This is a genomic window from Nocardia nepalensis (assembly GCF_048910785.1).
Lineage (GTDB): Bacteria > Actinomycetota > Actinomycetes > Mycobacteriales > Mycobacteriaceae > Nocardia > Nocardia nepalensis.
The window spans coordinates 488430-506425 of the sequence record NZ_JBKBET010000020.1 but is presented as its reverse complement, the minus strand read 5'-3'; the positions used below and the strand labels follow the sequence as shown (position 1 = coordinate 506425).

20 protein-coding genes are annotated in these 17996 nt (G+C 66.8%); 8 read left to right on the top strand and 12 right to left on the bottom strand.

Annotated elements, in window-relative coordinates; translation table 11 throughout:
* The first annotated feature begins 384 nt into the window (after window positions 1-384).
* Entirely contained in the window at window positions 385-3210 is a 2826-nt protein-coding gene (gene secA / locus ACHQ4I_RS13515; RefSeq protein ID WP_420772052.1) for a preprotein translocase subunit SecA, read from the top strand.
* 98 nt (window positions 3211-3308) lie between these two features.
* A complete protein-coding gene (locus ACHQ4I_RS13510; protein ID WP_420772051.1) occupies window positions 3309-3686 on the top strand; it encodes a Cif family virulence factor in 378 nt (125 codons plus the stop codon).
* Between the two features lie 7 nt (window positions 3687-3693).
* Here the strand turns inward: ACHQ4I_RS13510 and rsgA are convergent, their stop codons facing one another.
* From rsgA to ACHQ4I_RS13495, 3 genes are all read right to left on the bottom strand, one after another.
* A complete protein-coding gene (gene rsgA / locus ACHQ4I_RS13505) occupies window positions 3694-4680 on the bottom strand; it encodes a ribosome small subunit-dependent GTPase A (protein WP_420772678.1) in 987 nt (328 codons plus the stop codon).
* Window positions 4677-5987, bottom strand: a complete 1311-nt coding sequence (aroA, locus tag ACHQ4I_RS13500) for a 3-phosphoshikimate 1-carboxyvinyltransferase (protein ID WP_420772677.1) — start codon at window positions 5985-5987, stop codon at window positions 4677-4679. Before aroA ends, rsgA begins: the two co-directional genes overlap by 4 nt.
* Window positions 5988-6095: 108 nt before the next feature.
* On the bottom strand, window positions 6096-7643 hold the full coding sequence (locus ACHQ4I_RS13495) for an aldehyde dehydrogenase family protein (RefSeq protein WP_420772050.1): 1548 nt from the start codon (window positions 7641-7643) through the stop codon (window positions 6096-6098).
* A gap of 94 nt (window positions 7644-7737) precedes the next feature.
* Here ACHQ4I_RS13495 and ACHQ4I_RS13490 point away from each other — a divergent pair, with 94 nt between their 5' ends.
* Window positions 7738-8529: an SOS response-associated peptidase gene (locus ACHQ4I_RS13490; RefSeq protein ID WP_420772049.1), complete on the top strand. Its 792-nt coding sequence runs from the start codon at window positions 7738-7740 to the stop codon at window positions 8527-8529.
* 32 nt (window positions 8530-8561) lie between these two features.
* Here the strand turns inward: ACHQ4I_RS13490 and ACHQ4I_RS13485 are convergent, their stop codons facing one another.
* Both ACHQ4I_RS13485 and ybaK read right to left on the bottom strand, forming a co-directional pair.
* Entirely contained in the window at window positions 8562-8918 is a 357-nt protein-coding gene (locus ACHQ4I_RS13485) for a hypothetical protein (RefSeq protein WP_420772048.1), read from the bottom strand.
* Window positions 8919-8992: 74 nt separating this feature from the next.
* Window positions 8993-9487: a Cys-tRNA(Pro) deacylase gene (gene ybaK, locus ACHQ4I_RS13480; RefSeq protein WP_420772047.1), complete on the bottom strand. Its 495-nt coding sequence runs from the start codon at window positions 9485-9487 to the stop codon at window positions 8993-8995.
* A 254-nt stretch (window positions 9488-9741) separates the two neighbouring features.
* On the opposite strand from ybaK, the gene ACHQ4I_RS13475 reads away from it, so the two are divergent.
* Both ACHQ4I_RS13475 and rsrA read left to right on the top strand, forming a co-directional pair.
* Complete coding sequence (locus ACHQ4I_RS13475) at window positions 9742-10383, top strand: sigma-70 family RNA polymerase sigma factor (protein ID WP_420772046.1); 642 nt, start codon at window positions 9742-9744, stop codon at window positions 10381-10383.
* Between the two features lie 20 nt (window positions 10384-10403).
* On the top strand, window positions 10404-10664 hold the full coding sequence (gene rsrA / locus ACHQ4I_RS13470; protein WP_327101779.1) for a mycothiol system anti-sigma-R factor: 261 nt from the start codon (window positions 10404-10406) through the stop codon (window positions 10662-10664).
* 119 nt (window positions 10665-10783) lie between these two features.
* On the opposite strand, the gene ACHQ4I_RS13465 is transcribed toward rsrA, so the two are convergent.
* Window positions 10784-10858, bottom strand: coding sequence for a 50S ribosomal protein bL37 (locus ACHQ4I_RS13465; RefSeq protein ID WP_095887907.1), 75 nt, complete (start codon window positions 10856-10858; stop codon window positions 10784-10786).
* Between the two features lie 91 nt (window positions 10859-10949).
* On the opposite strand from ACHQ4I_RS13465, the gene ACHQ4I_RS13460 reads away from it, so the two are divergent.
* Both ACHQ4I_RS13460 and ACHQ4I_RS13455 read left to right on the top strand, forming a co-directional pair.
* Window positions 10950-11165, top strand: a complete 216-nt coding sequence (locus ACHQ4I_RS13460; protein WP_420772045.1) for a biotin/lipoyl-binding carrier protein — start codon at window positions 10950-10952, stop codon at window positions 11163-11165.
* A gap of 23 nt (window positions 11166-11188) precedes the next feature.
* Complete coding sequence (locus tag ACHQ4I_RS13455) at window positions 11189-12703, top strand: sensor histidine kinase (RefSeq protein WP_420772044.1); 1515 nt, start codon at window positions 11189-11191, stop codon at window positions 12701-12703.
* Between the two features lie 111 nt (window positions 12704-12814).
* Here ACHQ4I_RS13455 and ACHQ4I_RS13450 read toward each other — a convergent pair whose 3' ends face one another.
* Window positions 12815-13069 (bottom strand): WhiB family transcriptional regulator, encoded by a 255-nt coding sequence (locus ACHQ4I_RS13450; protein ID WP_011211115.1) that lies wholly within the window; start codon window positions 13067-13069, stop codon window positions 12815-12817.
* A 250-nt stretch (window positions 13070-13319) separates the two neighbouring features.
* Window positions 13320-14264: a diacylglycerol/lipid kinase family protein gene (locus ACHQ4I_RS13445; protein WP_420772043.1), complete on the bottom strand. Its 945-nt coding sequence runs from the start codon at window positions 14262-14264 to the stop codon at window positions 13320-13322.
* A gap of 67 nt (window positions 14265-14331) precedes the next feature.
* Between ACHQ4I_RS13445 and ACHQ4I_RS13440 the strand changes: the two genes are divergently transcribed.
* Window positions 14332-14751, top strand: coding sequence for a hypothetical protein (locus ACHQ4I_RS13440; RefSeq protein ID WP_420772042.1), 420 nt, complete (start codon window positions 14332-14334; stop codon window positions 14749-14751).
* A 4-nt stretch (window positions 14752-14755) separates the two neighbouring features.
* On the opposite strand, the gene ACHQ4I_RS13435 is transcribed toward ACHQ4I_RS13440, so the two are convergent.
* The 4 genes from ACHQ4I_RS13435 to ACHQ4I_RS13420 are packed head-to-tail and all read right to left on the bottom strand — an operon-like array spanning window position 14756 to window position 17826.
* Entirely contained in the window at window positions 14756-15439 is a 684-nt protein-coding gene (locus ACHQ4I_RS13435; protein ID WP_420772041.1) for an endonuclease V, read from the bottom strand.
* Window positions 15440-15494: 55 nt separating this feature from the next.
* A complete protein-coding gene (locus ACHQ4I_RS13430; RefSeq protein WP_420772040.1) occupies window positions 15495-15986 on the bottom strand; it encodes a GNAT family N-acetyltransferase in 492 nt (163 codons plus the stop codon).
* Window positions 15983-16588: an acid phosphatase gene (locus ACHQ4I_RS13425; protein ID WP_420772039.1), complete on the bottom strand. Its 606-nt coding sequence runs from the start codon at window positions 16586-16588 to the stop codon at window positions 15983-15985. The genes ACHQ4I_RS13430 and ACHQ4I_RS13425 overlap by 4 nt, the downstream gene beginning before the upstream one ends.
* Window positions 16588-17826, bottom strand: a complete 1239-nt coding sequence (locus ACHQ4I_RS13420) for an Rv3212 family protein (protein WP_420772038.1) — start codon at window positions 17824-17826, stop codon at window positions 16588-16590. Before ACHQ4I_RS13420 ends, ACHQ4I_RS13425 begins: the two co-directional genes overlap by 1 nt.
* Between the last annotated feature and the right edge of the window lie 170 nt (window positions 17827-17996).

Sequence of the window (17996 nt, the reverse complement as noted above, 5' to 3'; positions counted from 1 at the left end):
CCGACACCACGGACGACTTACATCGTATGACAACCACAGTGAAACAGGTTCGACTCCAATTCGATTGACCGAAGTTCTCGTCGGTCCGCGCGGTCGGACACCGCGAGCAGCCATTTCTCGCCCGCTCGCGCGCGCGACAGACGGGTACGGTGAGAAGAAACGGCTGCCGCCTCGGTGGTAGCGGCGGGTGCTGCGCTGGGGCGCTGGTAATCGGCTGGCTCTTTCGAGCGACCTGCGAGCAGTCGCTACGGAACTAGCATGGTGGCCGCATTACCATGAACGGTGCAGCGGATTCCGCCATGCTCGGCGGGGGCCCTGAGCACACTGCCCGACCCGGGTGACGGCCGAACATTTGACACACCGACCAGAGGACTGACGAGACCCGTGCCTGCGCTGACACTGACGAGGTTGCTACGGATTGGTGAGGGACGCACGGTCAAGCGGCTCTCGCACCTGGCGGACGAGGTCCTCGCGCTCGGGCCCGAGTTCGAGGAACTCACCGATACCGAGCTGCGGGCCAAGACCGACGAATTCAGGGAGCGCTACGCGGACGGCGAATCGCTGGACGATCTGCTCCTGGAGGCGTTCGCGGTGGCCCGTGAGGCGTCCTGGCGGGTGCTGAACCAGAAGCACTACAAGGTCCAGATCATGGGTGGCGCGGCGTTGCACCTCGGCAATATCGCCGAGATGAAGACCGGTGAGGGCAAGACCCTGACCTGTGTGCTGCCCGCCTACCTCAATGCCATCTCCGGCGACGGTGTACACGTGGTCACGGTCAACGACTACCTGGCCAAGCGCGACGCGGAGTGGATGGGCCGTGTGCACCGCTTCCTCGGCCTGAGCGTCGGCGTGATCCTGTCCGGCATGACCCCGGCCGAGCGTCGCGAGTCCTACAACTCCGACATCACCTACGGCACCAACAACGAATTCGGCTTCGACTACCTGCGCGACAATATGACCCATTCGCTGGACGATCTGGTCCAGCGCGGGCACAACTTCGCCGTGGTCGACGAGGTCGACTCCATCCTCATCGACGAGGCCCGCACCCCGCTGATCATCTCGGGTCCGGCCGACGCCTCCTCGAAGTGGTACGCCGAATTCGCCCGGATCGCGCCGCTGTTGAAGAAGGACCTGCACTACGAGGTCGATATCAAGAAGCGCACGATCGGCGTGCACGAGGCGGGCGTGGAGTTCGTCGAGGATCAGCTCGGCATCGACAACCTCTACGAGGCCGCCAACTCGCCGCTGGTCAGCTACCTGAACAACGCCGTCAAGGCCAAGGAGCTCTACCACCGGGACAAGGACTACATCGTCCGTGACGGCGAGGTCATCATCGTCGACGAGTTCACCGGCCGCATTCTGATCGGGCGCCGCTACAACGAGGGCATGCACCAGGCGATCGAGGCCAAGGAAGGCGTCGAGATCCAGCCGGAGAACCAGACCCTGGCCACCATCACGCTGCAGAACTACTTCCGCCTCTACGACAAGCTTTCCGGCATGACCGGCACCGCCGAGACCGAGGCCGCCGAGCTGCACCAGATCTACAGCCTCGGCGTGGTCCCGATTCCGACGAACAAGCCAATGATCAGGGCCGACCAGTCCGACCTGATCTACAAGACCGAAGAGGCCAAATTCGCCGCCGTGGTCGACGATGTCACCGAACGGCACGAGAAGGGCCAGCCGGTGCTGATCGGTACCACCAGCGTCGAGCGCTCGGAGTACCTGTCCAAGCAGTTCACCAAGCGCGGCATCGCGCACAACGTGCTGAACGCGAAGTTCCACGAGAAGGAAGCCGAGATCATCGCCGAGGCCGGTCGGCCGGGCGCGGTCACGGTCGCGACGAATATGGCCGGTCGTGGTACCGACGTCGTGCTCGGCGGCAACCCGGACATCATCACCGACATCATCCTGCGCAGGGAGGGTCTGGATCCGGTGGAGACGCCGGAGGAGTACCAGGCCGCGTGGTTGCCGACGCTGGAGCGGGTCAAGGAGCAGACCGCCGAGGACGCCGACGCGGTGCGCGATGCCGGTGGTCTGTACGTGCTCGGCACCGAGCGGCACGAGTCGCGTCGTATCGACAACCAGCTGCGCGGTCGTTCCGGCCGTCAGGGTGACCCGGGGGAGTCCCGGTTCTACCTGTCGCTGGGTGATGAGCTGATGCGGCGCTTCAACGGCGCCGCGCTGGAAGCCATCATGACCCGGCTGAACCTGCCCGACGATGTGCCGATCGAGGCGAAGATGGTCTCCAAGGCCATCAAGAGCGCGCAGACCCAGGTCGAGCAGCAGAACTTCGAGATCCGCAAGAACGTGCTCAAGTACGACGAGGTGATGAACCAGCAGCGCACCGTCATCTACGGCGAGCGCAACCGGATCCTGCGTGGTGAGGACATGGAGGGCCAGGTCCAGGAGATGATCACCGATGTGGTCACCGCCTATGTCGACGGCGCGACCGCCGAGGGTTATGTCGAGGACTGGGATCTGGACAAGCTGTGGACGGCGCTGAAGACGCTGTACCCGGTGAGCCTGGATTACAAGGATCTGACCGGCGAGACCGGCGTCGGCGAAGCGGGCGACCTGACCAAGGAAGAGCTGGTCGAGGCGCTGCTCGATGACGCGCACGACGCGTACGACAAGCGCGAGCAGCAGATCGACGGTCTGGCCGGCGACGGTTCGATGCGCAATCTGGAACGCCAGGTGCTGCTTTCTGTACTGGACCGCAAGTGGCGCGAGCACCTCTACGAGATGGATTACCTCAAGGAGGGCATCGGCCTGCGTGCCATGGCGCAGCGCGATCCGCTGGTCGAATACCAGCGCGAGGGCTTCGATATGTTCGCCGCGATGCTGGAAGGTCTGAAGGAGGAGTCGGTCGGCTTCCTGTTCAACCTGCAGGTCGAGGTGCAGCAGCCGCAGCCCGAGGGCGTCGCGATCGACCCGGGCCTGCGGTCCCCGGTCGGCGCGGCACCCCGTCCGCTGCCGACCCAGGAGGCGCCGGTCGCCAATGGCGCCCCGGCGGCGTTGCGCGCCAAGGGGATTGCCGAGCCCAGGTCGAACAACGGCTTCCACTACTCCGGTCCGGATGAGGGCGGCCACGCCGCGGTGCACAGTGACGCCGAGGAGTACGGTGACGGCTCCACCCGCCGCGAGCGCCGCGAGGCGGCCCGCGCGCAGGCCAAGCAGAAGCGCGCCCCGAAGTCGCGTCGCCGGCACTGATTCGTCGATCACGAAGGCGCCCATGGACCGCGGGTCCATGGGCGCCTTTCGCGTCGCTAACGGCCACGAGGGCCGGCGCGGCGGAGTAGCTTCGAGGCGTGGATCGGGACGCTGTCGAGAAATGGGTCGGTGGTTACGAACGGGCTTGGCGCTCGCCGGGTACCGGACTGCTCAGCGAGCTTTTCACCGAGGACATCGAATATCTGGTGTCGCCGTGGGCGGATCCCATCGTCGGTCTGGCACCGCTCGGTATTTTCTGGGAGGCGGAGCGCAGCGGGCCCGATGAACCGTTCACCATGGCGTCCGAGATTGTCGCGGTACAGGATTCGACCGCCGTTGTGCGAGTGAGCGTGGAGTATCGGTGGGATACGCTGTCGCGCTGGCGGGATCTATGGGTATTGCGGTTCGACGCCGATGGCCGGTGTGCCCGGTTCGAGGAGTGGCCGTTCGCCCCGGAGCAGCTCAACGGGCACTAGGGCTGGGCTACCAGGACTCGTTGGAGTTGAGTGCGGTCAGCAGCAGCCGGATGGCGGCCACGCGACGTTCCTTGCCGGGCAACGCATCCAATGCGCATTCCGGATCCGCGGGCGGACCGAGGTGCGTGCAGCCGCGGGGACAGTCCTCGATGGCGGCGGCCAGGTCGGTGAAGGCGGCGATGACATCGTCGGGGGTGATATGGGCCAGGCCGAACGAGCGCACGCCGGGAGTGTCGATGACCCAGCCGCCCTGGGGGAGTGGGAGGGCGACCGACTGGGTGGAGGTGTGCTTGCCCTTGCCCACGCCGGAGACCTCGCCGACGGCCCGATCCGCGTCGGGGACAAGACGATTCACCAGCGTCGACTTGCCGACCCCGGAGTGGCCGATGAATGCGGTGAGGCGGTCGGTGAGCAGATCGAGGACCGGTTCCAGGGCGTCGTCGATGCCGCCGTAGATGATGGTGAGGTCGAGATCGTCGAAGGCGGCGGCGAATTCGGATTCGGCGGCCAGATCGTGTTTGGTGAGACACAGAATCGGTTGCAGCCCACCGGCATACGCGGCGACCATGGCTCGTTCGACGAAGCCGGTGCGCGGCGGCGGGTCGGCCAGCGCGACCACGATGAAGAGCCGTTCGGCATTGCCGACGACGATCCGTTCGAAGGGGTCGGTGTCATCGGCGGTGCGGCGCAATACCGTTGCGCGTTCGGCGACGCGGACGATGCGCGCGAGAGTGTCGGGTCTTCCGGAGAGATCGCCGACCACGTCGACCCGGTCGCCGACGACGATCGGGGTGCGGCCCAGTTCCCTGGCCCGCATGGCGACGATCAGCTTGTCCGGATCGCCGCCGAGCACACAACCCCAGCGGCCGCGGTCCACCGAGACGACCATGGCCGATTCCGCATCATTGTGCTGCGGACGGGTTTTCGTGCGTGGACGAGTCGATTTGCCCGGGCGCACCCGGACATCGGACTCGTCGTACTCGCGACGTCTCAGCGGGCCGCTCCTTGATCCGAGAGCGTGGGATCGAGCATCTGCTGCCACAGGCCGACGAATCCGGGCAGTGTCTTGGCCGTGGTGCCGATATCCTCGATTTCCACGCCGGGCACCCGGAGCCCGAGAATCGCACCGGCCGTTGCCATTCGGTGGTCGGCGTAGGAGTGCCAGGCGCCGCCGCGCAGCGGGGCGGGGGTGATCTCCAGTCCGTCCTCGGTCTCGGTGACATTGCCGCCGAGCCGGTTGATCTCGGTGGACAGGGCCGCGAGCCGATCGGTCTCGTGTCCGCGCAGATGCGCGATACCGCGCAGCCACGACGGCGAATCCGCCAGTGCCGCAAGGGCGGCCACGGTCGGGGTCAGCTCGCCCACATCGTGCAGATCGATATCGATGCCGGCGAGCCGCTCCGGACCGCGCACGGTCAGCACACCGTCGAAGCGGGTCACCTCGGCGCCCATGCGCACCAGGATCTCCCGGATCACGTCACCGGGCTGGGTGGTCAGGCGCGGCCAGTGCGGGATACGGACCTCGCCGCCGGTGATGGCGGCGGCGGCCAGGAAAGGCGTGGCATTGGACAGATCCGGCTCCACATCCCAGTCCACCGCGCGGATCGGGCCGGGTGCGACGGTCCAGGTCTGGGCCTTGCGGCTATCGGCGGGGGCGTCGACGGCGACCTCGGCGCGTCGCAGCATCTCCACGGTCATCTCGATATGCGGCATGGAGGGCAGCGCCTTGCCGTCGTGGTGCACCACGATGCCCTCGTCGAAGCGGGCCGCCGACAACAGCAGACCGGAGACGAACTGCGACGATCCGGAGGCGTCGATGGTGACCGCGCCGCCGCGCAGCGCACCCTTGCCGTGCACGGTGAACGGCAGTGCGTCGCCCTCGATATCCGCGCCGATCCGGCGCAGTGCGTCCAGGATGGTGCCCAGCGGGCGGACCCGGGCCTGCTCGTCACCGTCGAAGGCGACATCGCCGCTTGCCAGGGCCGCGACCGGGGGCAGGAACCGCATAACGGTGCCGGCCAGACCGCAGTCGACGGCACCGCCGTGCAGCGGTACGGGTGTCACGGTCAGCGTTTCGCCATCGCCCTCGATCCGCGCGCCCAGTGCTCGCAGCGCGCCGATCATGAGGTCGGTATCGCGGCTGCGCAGGGCGCCGGAGATGGTCGAAGGCCCCTCGGCCAGCGCGGCCAAGATCAATGCCCGATTCGTGATCGATTTCGATCCGGGCAGGGTCACGGTCGCGTGCACGGGGACATCGACATGGGGCGCTGGCCAGAAACTCACCTGTCCATCTTCGCCCATCCCGTCGCCGGACACGCGGGGGGTCACCGAACTGCACCCGAATTCGCACGCACCACAGGCCACAGGCGCCGCACCGGTCGCACGGACCGATGCGGCGACCAGCGGCTGCTACTTGTGCCGTCCGTGCAGGATCGGGACCAGGCGACGCAGCAGCTTCATCGTGGACTGGGTCCGCGAGTAGCTGAGCAGCGCCATACCGGGAATCGCGAAGCGCTGCACCGCGATCGAATGCGGACGGGAGAATTCGCGCAGGCCGGGTTCGCCGTGGATGCGGCCGATGCCGGAATCGCCGACACCGCCGAAGGGTAGGCCCGCGATGGCGGCGAAGGCCAGCACCGAGTTGACCGAGGTGGCGCCGACGCGCAGCCGACGGGCGATCTCCAGGCCGTTCTTCTTCGAGTAGACCGCCGAGGACAGGCCGTACTTGGAACTGTTCGCCAGCTCGACCGCCTCGTCGACGCCGTCCACGGTCCGGATGGTGACGGTCGGGCCGAAGGTCTCCTCGGCGACCGCCTCGGAGCTCTCGTCCACATCGACCAGCACAACCGGCTCGATGAACGGACCCTTGACCGACTCCGGCCCGCCGAGCACCGCGGTGCCGCCGTTCTTCAGCGCATCGTCGATGTGGCGGCGCACGATGTCGATCTGGCTGGGCATGGTCATCGGACCGTAGGCCGCATCGGCGCCCGAGCCCGGCTTGATGTCGGTCAGGATGCGCTTGACCTCGGCGACGAAGTCATCGCGCACCGAGCGATCCACGTACACCCGCTCCACCCCGGCGCAGGTCTGGCCGCTATTGGCGGTGGCGCCCCAGGCGACCGCGTCGGCCGCGGCCTTGATATCGGCATCGCCCGCGACGATCACCGCATCCTTGCCGCCGCATTCCAGCAGCACCGGGGTCAGCGAATCGGCGGCAGCGGCCATGATCTTCTTGCCCGTCGCGGTGGATCCGGTGAACGCGATCTTGTCCACACCGGCCTTGACCAGCTCGGCGCCGGTCGCGCCGTAACCGTTGATGGTCTCGAAGACGCCCTCGGGCAGCTCCGGATTGGCCTTCTTGAACGCGGCGGAGAGGAAATTGCCGATGCTGGTGGAGAATTCGCTCGGCTTGAAGACCACGGTGTTGCCCGCGGCGAGCGCGTAGGCGATGGAGCCGTTCGGGGTGTAGACCGGGTAGTTCCACGGGCCGATCACGCCGATCACGCCGAGCGGGCGCTGCTCGAGCCGTGCGGAGAAGTTCGCCATGAACGCGCCGGGGGCGATCTTCTTCGGCGAGAGCACCTTCTTGGCGTTCTTGGCCGCCCAGGCGATGTGCTCGAGCGCGAGCATCAGCTCCAGGAACGCGTCGTCGAGCGGCTTGCCGTTCTCCTTGTGGATCAGCGCGGTGAATTCCTCCGAGTCCGCGACCAGCTGGCTCGACCAGCGCAGCAGATGTTTGCGCCGCTCGTCGAAACTCAGTCCGCCCCAGGTCGCGGCGGCGGTACGGGCCTTGGCGACGGCCGTGCGCACGGCCTCCGCATCGGCGACGGTGTGCGTGCCGATGACCTCTCCGGTGGCCGGATCGACCGATTTCAGCGCCGTTTCCGGTGCCGCTGGTGTGGTCTCGATGGTTGTCACGGTGGGACTCTCCTCTTGCCGAGTTAAGTTAACGGCCATTCTCTGAGATGATGCTATGCCACAACTCTCACCAGGTCACCACCTCCCATCAATTCTTCCCGAGTCTGTCGGCCCCTAGTGGAAGTATCGAGATATGTGCGGCAGATACGCGACAACTACCGATCCTGGTCGGCTCGCCGTGGAGCTGGATGCCATCGACGAGACCTCGGCCGATAACAACGGCGGATTCACCAACTACAACGTTGCGCCGACCACCCAGGTGCTCACCGTGGTCGAGCGGCATGAACACGGCAATCCGGACGACGACCCCAAGCTGCGCATCCGGCGGATGCGCTGGGGGCTGATCCCGGTCTGGACCAAGGTCGCCGAACCGGGAGTGCCGGTGAAGGGGAAGCCGCTGTTCAACGCCCGCGCCGATAAGGCCGCGACGACGGCGTCGTTTCGCGATGCGGTGAAATACCGCCGCTGTCTGGTGCCGATGGACGGCTGGTACGAGTGGCTGGTCGAACCGGACGCCGGCGCCAAGGGCAAGGTCGCCAAACATCCGTACTTCATGGCGAATGCCGATGGATCGCGGCTGTATATGGCCGGATTGTGGTCGGTATGGCGGGACCGCTCGCAGCAGGAGAGCGAACCGCTGCTGTCCTGCACCATCCTGACCACCGACTCGGTCGGCGACCTGACCCGCATTCACGACCGGATGCCGCTGCCGATGCCGCGGGAACACTGGGATGCCTGGCTCGACCCGGATCACCCGGCACCGGCCACCCTGCTCGAGACGCCGAGCGCGGAATCCGTGGCGGGGATTGTGGCGCGTCCGGTCTCGTCGCTGGTCAACAGCGTCCGCAATAACGGCCCTGAACTGTTGGCGCCGTTGGATATTCGGTCCGATACGGAAGAGGCCGGGCAGATCAGCTTGCTGTGATCGCCCGGCCCGCCGTGGGGTAGCTCAGTGGCTCAGAGCTGGCACTTCACGCTGTCCGTCGCGATATTCAGCACACACTTGGCAATGCTGCCGGCCAGGTCGATGACCTTGCCCGCGGCGCCGCTGCTCAGGTCGATGACCTTGCCCGCGACACCGCCGCCCAGCTTCTCGGCCTTTTCGGCCTTTTCATCCTTCTTCGGGTTGCCGTTCCTCTTCGGTGCGTCATCGACGCCCTGCCCGTCGAACGGGAAGTCTTTGACTTCCGTCACCGCGGGACCGCCCGGGGCCGCGGTTGCCGTCGGCGCGAGCAGCGCGACCGGGCCGAGGGCGAGCAGGAGAACTCCGAACAGAGCGACGATTACGGTGCGCAAACGCTGACGAGCGGACATTTCGCATCACATCCTCGAGTCGGACGATCTTGGCCCGTTCAGTAACGCACAAATGTTGCTGACATGGTGCGGATTTATACCGAAGTGACTGGTGCGGTTACCGCTTCGGTGAGTCGGACCAGGTCCGCCGGCGCCAATTCGATCTCCAGCCCGCGCCGTCCCGCACTGCACAACATGCGGTCCCAGGCCAGGGCCGAGGCGTCGACCACGGTCGGCAGCAGCTTGCGCTGGCCGAGCGGGGAGATCCCACCGAGCACGTAACCGGTGATTCGCTCGGCCTTCGCCTTATCCGCCATCGCCGCCTTGGGTGCGCCCAGTGCCGCGGCGGCGGCCTTGAGCGACAAGGTATTCGGCACCGGTAGCACCGCCACCGCGAGCACGCCGGTCGACAATTCGAGCACCAGCGTCTTGAAGATCTGTGCCGCCGTCACGCCGACCTCGGCGGCGAGCGCGTCGACGGCCTCGGTGCCGTAGGACTCGGCGCGCGGATCGTGCTTATAGGCGTGCACGCGATGGGCGACACCGGCCTTGGCCAGGGTGCGGATCGCCGGGGTCGAGGCTCCTGCCATGCGGTCACCCTAATGGTGATGGACGCACGGTCGGCAAGCGGTTTTTCGGTGCGGAGAGTTCGCCGTGGGAACACAGTCGGGCACGGACATGTTGCATGCGAATACAGAAAGCCGCACGGCTTTACGACGTGAAGGAGAGGTCGGTGCCCGTTCTGCTGCAAGAACGCCCGGTGGCGTCACCGACAGAAGCTCAGTTCCCACTCGATCTGATCGCGCCTGTAGATTTGGCAGGTACGGCGATCGAAGGGATTGGTGTGACGAGCGACGATGACGTGGTGACCGACGGTGCGGTCGGCGCCGCGGTCGACGATACCGAGCTGGTGCGGCGGTTCGAGCGCGATGCGCTCCCGTTGCTCGACCAGCTCTACGGTGCCGCGCTGCGTATGACCCGGAATCCGGCCGATGCCGAGGATCTGGTGCAGGAGACCTACGTCAAGGCGTTCCAGGGCTTCAAATCCTTCAAGGAGGGCACCAATCTGCGTGCCTGGCTCTACCGGATCCTGACCAACACCTACATCAACTCCTACCGCAAGAAGCAGCGCCAGCCCGCGCAGTACCCGACCGACGAGATCACCGACTGGCAGCTCGCCGCCACCGCCGAGCACACCTCTACCGGCCTGCGCTCGGCCGAGGTCGAGGCGTTGGACGCACTGCCCGACGATGACATCAAGTCCGCGCTGCAGGAGCTGCCGGAGGAATTCCGGATGGCGGTGTACTACGCGGACGTCGAGGGGTTCCCATATAAGGAAATCGCCGACATCATGGGCACCCCCATCGGTACCGTGATGTCCCGGCTGCATCGCGGCCGCAAGCAGCTCAAGGGTTTGCTCGCCGATGTGGCGCGCGAACGTGGATTCAACCGCAACGGCGCGGAACGCCAGGAGGTCAAGCAGTGAGTACAGAGCGTGACCCCGATATGGAGTTGGACTGCACGGCTGTGCTCGCCGACGTGTGGCTGATGCTCGACGGCGAATGCGACGATGCCACCCGGGCTCGGCTGCAGCACCATATGGACCACTGCTCGCCGTGCATCGAGGCCTATGGCATCGAGGAGAAGATCAAGAGCCTGCTGAGCCGCAAGTGCGGCGGCGATCGGGCACCGGATTCGCTGCGCGATCGGCTGAGCCTGGAGATCCGCCGATCGGTCACGGTCACCCGGGTCGAGACCACCGAGTAGTCCCGCCCGACATCCCTGAACACAGAAAAACACCGAGGGCCACTGCTTCCTGACGGAAGATGCTGGCCCTCGGTGTTTTTCGTTTTCGAGCGACTTGTACGCAGTCGCTACGTCACGGCTCAGGCGTTAGGACGCTTGCCGTGGTTGGCGGCGCTTCCCTTGCGGCTGCGCTTCTTACGACCACGCTTACCCATCGGTAGTCTCCCTTCTGATTGAAGGCCATTGTTTCATGTGTGGTTGGCTGTAGCTTCAGCGGATACAGGCCGAACGAATGGATAGGGTGTCATGGCTGAGGAAGTGCTCTCGGAGCTGGTGTCGGTCGTACAGCAGGTTGTCGTCGCCGAGGGCGACGCGGTGCACGAGGGCGACACGCTGGTGATCCTCGAATCGATGAAGATGGAGATCCCGGTTTTGGCCGAGAGCGGTGGCACGGTGACCTCGATCGGCGTCAAAGCGGGCGACGCGATCAAGGCCGGGCACCTAATCGCTGTCATCTCTTAGCATCTGGAGCGGGTAGACCGAACATGGCGACACTGAGCGAGCTGCTGGCAGAACACACCGACCTACCCGGCGTCGCCGTGGACCATCTGCAACGGGTGGTCGGCGATTGGCAGCTGCTCGCCGATCTGTCCTTCGCGGATCTGCTGCTGTGGGTGGGCGCGGGACCCATCGCCGACGGCGCGGATATCGTCTGCGTCGCGCAGTGCCGCCCGACGACGGCGCCCACCGTGCATCCGGAGGACCGGGTGGGCGGTACCGCGTCGCAGGCCGATCACCCGCAGGTTTTCGACGCGCTGATGACCGGCAAGATCGTGCGCGCGGACAGCGATGTCGAGGCCGAGGGCGTCTATCACCCGCATCCGGTGCACGCGATCCGCGAGGCCATTCCGGTGCGCTGCGGTGACGATGTCATCGCGGTGCTCAGCCGCGATACCGATATGCAGCGGTCGCGGGTGCGCAGCATGCTGGAGATCGCCTACGTAGCCTGCGCCGACGATCTGTGCCAGATGATCGCCGACGGCACCTTCCCGACCACCGAGGACCGCGCCGCGACGCACTCCAGCCCGCGCGCCGGTGACGGTTTCATCCGGCTCGATACCGAGGGCATCGTCGTCTACGCCAGTCCGAACGCGCTGTCGGCCTATCACCGGATGGGTCTGCAGGCCGATCTGGCGGGCCAGGATCTGGCCGTCACCACCCGGTCGCTGATCACCGATCCGTTCGACGCGCAGGAGGTCGTCGGGGATATCCAGGCCGCGCTGGCCGGACGCACCGGACGTCGCATGGAGGTCGAGGCGCGCGGTGCCACCGTGCTGCTGCGCACCCTGGTGCTGCGCCCGCACGGCGAATTGGCCGGGGCCGCCGTGCTGGTCCGTGACGTCACCGAGGTCAAGCGCCGCGACCGCGCGCTGCTCAGTAAGGACGCGACCATCCGGGAGATCCACCACCGGGTGAAGAACAATCTGCAGACCGTCGCCGCACTGCTGCGGCTGCAGGCGCGCCGCACCGAGAACGAGGAGGCGCAGGTCGCGCTGACCGAATCGGTGCGCCGGGTCACCTCCATCGCCTCGGTGCACGAGATGCTGTCGATGTCGGTGGACGAGGAGGTCGACCTCGACGAGGTGGTGGACCGGCTGCTGCCGATCATGGCCGATGTCGCGACCGTGCACACCGCCAGAATCAAAGTGCGTCGGGCGGGTTCGCTCGGCGTCTTCTCCGCCGAACGCGCCACCCCGCTGGTGATGGTGCTGACCGAACTGGTGCAGAACGCCATCGAGCACGCCTTCGATTCCGGCGAAAACGGCACGGTGACAATCCGTTCCGAGCGTTCGGCGCGCTGGCTGGACGTGATCATCAGCGACGACGGCCGTGGCCTGCCGCCGGGTTTCAGCCTGGAATCCTCCGACCGCCTCGGACTGCAGATTGTCCGCACACTTGTCACCGCCGAACTCGGCGGCTCCATCGGCCTGCATCCCGGCGCCGATATCGGCACCGACGCCGTTCTGCGCGTTCCCCTGGGCCGCCGCTCCGGGCGCTGACCGACAGCCGCGACTCTCCTACGGGCACAAATAAGCCCGGCACCTGAGGGTGCCGGGCTGAATGCGTTACCGGGGCCGGGGGCTGAAGGTCCGGTAACGCCTGTCGTCCTACTAGACGACGGTGCGGGTCCGCGTGCGGGCGTTGCGGCGTTTGAGCGCCCGACGCTCGTCCTCACTCATACCACCCCACACGCCCGCATCCTGCCCGGACTTCAGGGCCCAGGACAGGCAGTCGGCGGTAACGGGGCAGCGAGCGCAGACTAGCTTGGCATCGGCAATCTGCGCGAGCGCAGGACCGCTGTTACCCACCGGGAAGAACAGCTCGGGGTCCTCGTCGCGACAGATGGCCTTGTGGCGCCAGTCCATTCCTCTGCTCCTTTGCTGGGCGCCGCAAAGGGCGCCTACGGTTTGTGGATCGTTCACTTGTGCGACTCGAATGTTTCCGCACGGTTGCTTGTGAATGCTTTCACGAACACCGTAGATGTCAATAGGTATCTGGTGCACCGTGGGGAAGCTCACGCTCTCAAAGTCCCCCTAGGGGGACCTGCCCGGTCCTTTGTACTCGCTCAACCCGGTTTTCGCAGCACAACACCGAGATTTTTCGCGCGTTTCGTGCTCATTCCGGGCGCGGAGCGACGACCTCGAGCACGTCCGGCACGGCTGTGAAATCCACCATGTTGCGCTTTCCGATAAAGTCGCCATCGATTTGCAGGCCGATGGGCTCGGTGGACTCGATTCGCACGGTCGGCACATCGTCCTCGCGAAAGAGGTTGCGGGACTTGGGATTTCCATTGGCGGCCAGCAGCTGGCGGGCGAGCAGCAGCGTGGAGACCACCGACATCGACCGCACGGCAAACACGCCGAGACCCGTTTCGAAGGCCGTGCCGGGGTTGGTGTGCACCGGGGTCTCGTTCAGGTAGGTCCAGGGAGTGGCGTTCGTTACGAACGCGTAGTGGACCCCGTCGACGGGGTCGAATCCCGGAATCTGCACCCGGACGGTCGGTTCCCTGCGCTTGGCTTTGAAGAATTGTCGCACAGTTGTTCGAACGTAGCGACCCGGGGTGGCGGCGTGACCGTTGGCGCGGCTGTTGTCGATCGCCTCGCAGACGTCGGCGTCCAGGCCGACGCCCGCGCTGAAGCCGAACCAGCGATCATCGGCCAGTCCGAGCCCGATTTTGCGGTCGCGGTCGAGGGTGAGCAGATCGATGAGCTGATTGGTCGCGGTCACCGGATCCGGGGAGATGCCGAGTGCCCGCGCGAACACGTTCGCCGATCCGCCGGGGATCACCCCGAGCCGGGGCAGCCAGGCCTGTCCGTCGTTCAGCTCGGGCAGCGGCAGGAAGCCGTTGATGGTCTCGTTGACCGTCCCATCGCCGCCGTGCACCACGATCAGATCCATCTCGTTGGTCGATGCCCACTGCGCCAATTCCGCCGCGTGGCCGCGATGCTGGGTATGCGCGACGGTCAGCTGCGTCCGGCTCTCCAACGCGTGCGCCAGCAGGTCTCGGGTCGCTGGCGTAGTCGAGGTGGCATTCGGGTTCACGATCAGCAACGTCCGCACGTTCGCCAAGCCTAATCGGGTGTCGGCCCGGTCCGAAAAGCCGGGAAGTGCGTTCTAGGCTTGGCCCGTGGCGGACAGCGGCAAGGACGAGGTTTCGGCGGGTGTGCCCGCGACGGTGCGCGGTGCGGGCGGATTGGTCGCGCTGGAGGGTGCGGTCGCGGTGGTCGTGGCGATCGTGCTGATCGTGCGCGGACTGCTCGGGCACGACCAGAGTGCCGCCAGCGGCTACGGCACGGCCGCGTGGTTCGGCATTCTCGGCGGGGCGGTGTTGGCGGCCGGCATCGGTCTGCTGCTCGGACATCGTTGGGGGCGGGCCATCGCGGTGATCGCGCAGGTGCTGCTGCTTCCGGTGACCTGGTCGCTGCTGACCGATTCGCATCAGCCGGTGTTCGGCTCGCTGCTGGGTGTTGTGGTGATCGCCACACTGGTGATGTTGTTCGCGCCCGCGTCGAACCGATGGATGGCGGGGGGCTACTCGAGCGAGTAGGGATTCAGGGCGCGGTGGCGGCGCGCAGTGCCCGACGGCACAGGTGATCGGCCCGCCGGGTGGTCTCCGGCTGGCGGTAGCGCGGGGTGAGCGCGAGCACCTGGGCGCATGCGGTGTCGAGGTCGATGAGATGGCCGACCGAGACGAATACCGGTTTGATGCCGCGCTGGGTGCGCAGGGCGCGTCCGACGATCTCGCCGTCCATCGTGATATCGCTCATCGCACCGCGTTCCGGGCCGGGCTCGCGATGGTCGCCCCACGGTGTCTTGGCGACGCCGATCGTCGGTGTGCCCGTGAGGATTCCGACGTGGCAGGCCAATCCGAAGCGACGCGGGTGGGCCAGGCCCTGGGCGTCGCAGATCAGCAGATCCGGTGTGGTGTCCAGCTTTTCGAGTGCGGCGAGGGTGCTCGGCAGTTCGCGGAAGGAGAGCAGGCCCGGCACATAAGGGAACGTGACCGTGCCATGCGCGACCGCGGTTTCGATGGGTTCCAGTGTGCCGCTGTCCAATACGACGACGGCCGCGGCGACGATGCCGGTCTCGTCGTCGTAGGCCGAGTCGAGTCCGGCGATGGTGTGGAACAGCGGCGGATGCGGGTTGGCCGCAACGACCAACGGCCGCAACGCATCCTGGACCGCGATCGCCTCGTCCGCGGTGGTCGGCCATTCGGTGGGTGCGGTAACCCTCATCGCTGCACTCGAAATCCGCATTGCACCAAGCTGATTCGCCTACCGAGCCGGTCGCTCACCAGGCTTCTGCGGCGAGCTTGTCGATGGCCGCGCCGGTGAGACGGTAGCCGACCCACTCGTCCTGGGGGTTGGCGCCGATGGACTTGTAGAACTCGATGGAGGGCGTGTTCCAGGTCAGCACGGACCAGTCGACGCGGCTGTAGCCATTGGCGGCGGCCTCCTGGGCGAGGGCGGCCAGCAGTGCCTTGCCGTACCCCTTGCCGCGGGTCTGCGGCTTGACGTACAGGTCCTCCAGGTAGATGCCGTGCACGCCGGTCCAGGTGGAGTAGTTCAGGAACCAGATCGCGCAGCCGACCACACCGGTCTCGTCCTCGACGACATGGGCGAAGACCGCGGGCGACGGTCCGAACAGGGCGGTGTGCAGCTGTTCGGCGGTGAGTGTGCACTCGTCGCGGGATTTCTCGTATTCGGCGAGGTCTTCGACGAGGCCGACCAACGCGGGTACGTCGGCGGGGGCGGCACGGCGGATCTGGCCGGGGCGAGTCATAGAGCGGCTCCATGGTCTGCGGGAACTAGATTGTGCGCCAGGATGGTTCGGTCCTCGTGTTCGTACCCGAGCACGGTGATCGCGGCGGTCGACATGGCGAAGCGCCGCCCCTCCCGGATATCGAGCTCGGCCCAGCGGGTGATCAACGCCCGGGAGAAATGACCGTGCCCGACCAGCACGATATCGCGGTCCGGCAGTGTGGGTTCGACCGATGCCAGCACGCGGTCGGCGCGGGCGGCGACCTGTGCGGCGGTCTCGCCGCCGGGCACGGTTCCGCTCCAGATGGTCCAACCGGGATCGTGCTCGCGGATCTCGACGCTGGTCAGGCCCTCGTAGTCGCCGTAATCCCATTCGGCCAGATCGTCATCGACCACGGCCTGGGTGAGCCCCGCGAGCGTCGCGGTCCGCACCGCGCGCTGGCGCGGGCTGGTGAGCACCAGCGGGTCGCGCAACGTCAAATCGCGCAGCAGTCCGCTCGCGGCGCGGGCCTGCGCCTCGCCGCGTTCGGTGAGCGGCAGATCGGTGCGGCCGGTGTGGCGCCGCTGGTTCGACCAGGTGGTTTCGCCGTGCCGGAGCAGCACCAGCCGCGCGTCGTAAGTCATCACGAGCCCAATGCGTATATCGCGGTGCCGCGCTTTTCCAGCACCGTGGTGCCCAGCACGGCGAGCGAGATCGGGGAGCCGTCGTAGCCGGGGCGGGCGATCGGAATACGGGACACCTCGGTGCCCGAGGTGGGATCGAGGACGGCGATCGCACCATCCACCGGCACGAGTAGTCGGCCAGCCATGAAGACCGGGCTGCCGAGTGCGCCGGGGGCGGCCCAGATCGGATCGAAGGTGCTGGCGTTCAGGGCGATCAGGCTGTTGCCGGTGAATACCAGGAACAGCGAGCTGATCCGCGTGGTCGTCGTCCTATCGCTCAGCGGCGCGGAGAGTTGATGCGCCATGAGGGCATTGCCGGTGCTGTCGAAGACCTCCAGTCGCGGCGAGGTCGCCTCGGCGCCGGCGGTCGCCGCCGCACCGGGCAGGTAGAGCACGATTCGGTTGTCGGACACCGCGATTACGCGCGAATCGGGTGAGTCCGCGCCGGGTCCGCTGAGCACGTGCGAGCCGTATTCCTCGGGCACCGTGTTGTCCTTGGGCGCGGGGTTGAGGACGGTCAGCCGGTTGGTGGGGTCCTCTGGGCAGCGTTCGAGCACGGCGAGCCGGGTGGAACTCGAACTCGACGAGAGCAGTTTGCAACCCTTGCGCGGCTGGGTTTTCACGTTGACCGGTGCGTCGACGTAGCCGTATTCGATGGTGCGCACCAGATCCGAGCGCCACATTTCCAGCCGCCGCGGGCCCTGGGCCAGCACATAGGTGCCGTCGACGGATAGCTGCACCGCCGGATCCATATAGCTGCTGCGCGCGGTCCGCCGCGCCCCGTCCTCGCCGGCCAGCAGGGTGGCCTGGCTGCAGCCGCGCTGATCCTTGTACACCGCGATCACCGTGCCGAATTGCGACTCCACGCCGCACAGGGGCAGATCGCGCCGGTAATGCCACAGGGCCGCACCGGTGCGCGGATCGTGACCGGTGACCGTGCCCTCCTCGCCGGTGACCACCGTGCCCGCGGCCACCAGCGCGCGGCTCGCGGCCGGATCGGAGGCATGCCAGAACTCGCGCAGACTCGTCGGCACCTGATCGGCCGCCGCCGGGGTGGAAACCGGATGTTCGGCCGTCACCGACTCGGTGCCCTTGGCGTCACTGCGCGCCCACACCACGACCGCCGCGATCACCACGAGCACAGCGATCGCGACTGCGGAGATGATGTCGGCGCGCGTTCGCCGCTCGGGTGCGAGCACGTTTGCGAGACTACAACGTGTCGCCCGGCCGATGCGATCGGTCTTGCCGTGGACATCCGCCGACCCATGCCGGCCGCCCATGCGTCCAATGGCCCTTACCTGCCGATACTTCCACGTTCAACGGCTCATCGACGCTCGCCTGCGACCGTGCATCGGCGACGCATCCGCGC